Genomic DNA, 1725 nt, shown 5'->3' on the forward strand with positions numbered 1-1725 from the left:
ATGCGGGACCCAGGTGGAACGCGGAGCCCTGTGCCGTCGGAGTCCAACCCCCATGCAGCGCAAGCCTGACAGCCGCGGCAACACGGGAGGGAGGGCAGTACAGGCTCAGTCTCGCGCCCTATCCAGTTGCTCGGGTGAGGCTGGTCGGTGGTGACCACCAGCGTTATGCCCGGGGTGTTCGCATGCTCGACCGCGAACGTGCACGGTGACGGTTGCGTCCTGGGAAGGGGTGTACGGGTTCCCACCTGATCCGGGCGTTTGGCCCGGCGTCGGAGTGAGCGTCCGGATATGAGAACGGCCACCGGCTGATCTTCGAAGTGTCTAGCCTCGAAGGAGATCAGCACGATGACCGCACCTGACAGTCTGCCCTTGCACGCCCTCGCGGAGGAGAACCTCGCCTCGGCGAGTCCGGACCTGTTGCGCGCGATGGTCAAGACGTCGGCGTTGCAGAGGGCGTCGGCCTCCGCCGACATGAGCGCATCGGCGACCTCCTCGGTGTCTCCACCCGCCGAGTGGAGAAGCTCGCCGAGTCCCTGGGGGTGACGCAGTTGTCGAAGTCCCAGGTCAGCGCGATGGCCAAGCACCTGGACGAGCAGGTCGCCGCCTTCCGTGACCGGCCCTTGGACGCCGGCCCGTACTCGTTCGTCTGGGCCGACGCACTCACGCAGAAGGTCCGCGAAGGCGGCCGGATCATCAACGTGCACGCGCTGGTCGCGGTCGGTGTCAACGCCGACGGACACCGCGAGATCCTCGGTCTGGACGTCGCCACCGCCGAGGACGGCGCCGGCTGGCTCGCCTTCCTGCGTTCTCTGATCGCCCGCGGCCTGTCCGGCGTCCAGCTCGTCGTCTCCGACGCCCACGCCGGCCTGGTGGACGCCATCGGCGCGGTGCTGCCCGGCGCCTCCTGGCAGCGCTGTCGCACCCTCCCTCACGCCCTGAACGGGCGCGGGCGGTACCCCCACCGCGAGGAACCTGCTGAGCCAGGTGCCGAGATCGGCCCAGCCCTGGGTCGCCACGCTGCTGCGGACCGTGTTCGAACAGCCCACACCGACGCGGTCAAGGCCCAGATAGCCCACGTGCTGGACGCGCTGGAGGCCAAGTTCCCCAAGGCGGCCGCCCATTTGGACGGAGCCCAGCACGACCTGCCGGCCTTCACGGCCTTTCCGCGGGAGATCTGGCGGCAGATCTGGTCGAACAACCCGCAGGAACGGCTGAACAAGGAAATCCGCCGCCGCACCGACGTAGTCGGCATCTTCCCCGACCGCACCGCCGTCATCCGGCTCGTCGGGGCGGTCCTGGCCGAGCAGAACGACGAGTGGACCGAGGCCCGCCGCTACATGGGCCGCGACCTGCTCGCCAAGGCCCGACTCCACCCGATCGAGTCAGAAACCGACGACACGTCCCTGCCCACCGAACTTACCGCATAGCCTCAAACCGAGATCACCGAGTGGCCGTCGATACACCACTCCAGCGGACGTGACCTTGCCGTGACCCCTGGGGGGGGTTCTTTCCGCGTTTCGTCCGCTCAGTGCAACCGTCCGCGTGTTCGGGAAGTCGTACCCTCCATGGCCGACGCATGTACACAGCCCAGCGTGAGGTTGTCGCCGGTCGTTTCGACGGCAATGGGCATGGGGGGCCTGGCACTCGCCGCCGTGGCGAGTTGGAGCAGCTTGCTGTTGGTCGTGCGGGGGCGGGTGGTTCCCGGCTGGGGCGTGAGTGCAGTTC

Annotated in this window: 2 protein-coding genes; both read left to right on the forward strand. The window is 68.3% G+C overall.

Translation table 11 applies throughout. The features are described 5' to 3' along the window. Nucleotides 1–345 precede the first annotated feature (345 nt). The gene (locus RIF68_RS35900; protein ID WP_309055835.1) at nt 346–543 is read left to right on the forward strand and encodes a hypothetical protein; all 198 of its coding nucleotides are present in this window, start codon (nt 346–348) and stop codon (nt 541–543) included. Beyond that, nucleotides 513–1427 carry a transposase gene (locus RIF68_RS35905; protein ID WP_375165800.1) on the forward strand — a complete coding sequence of 305 codons (915 nt, stop codon included), beginning with the start codon at nt 513–515 and terminating at the stop codon, nt 1425–1427. The genes RIF68_RS35900 and RIF68_RS35905 overlap by 31 nt, the downstream gene beginning before the upstream one ends. Nucleotides 1428–1725: the final 298 nt, after the last annotated feature.

Source organism: Streptomyces sp. (genome assembly GCF_031178505.1).
GTDB lineage: Bacteria > Actinomycetota > Actinomycetes > Streptomycetales > Streptomycetaceae > Streptomyces > Streptomyces gulbargensis.

Bases quoted from the DNA above. Each gene is read 5' to 3' on its own strand.
- RIF68_RS35900 (WP_309055835.1), top strand. From the start codon at position 346: ATGACCGCACCTGACAGTCTGCCCTTGCACGCCCTCGCGGAGGAGAAC.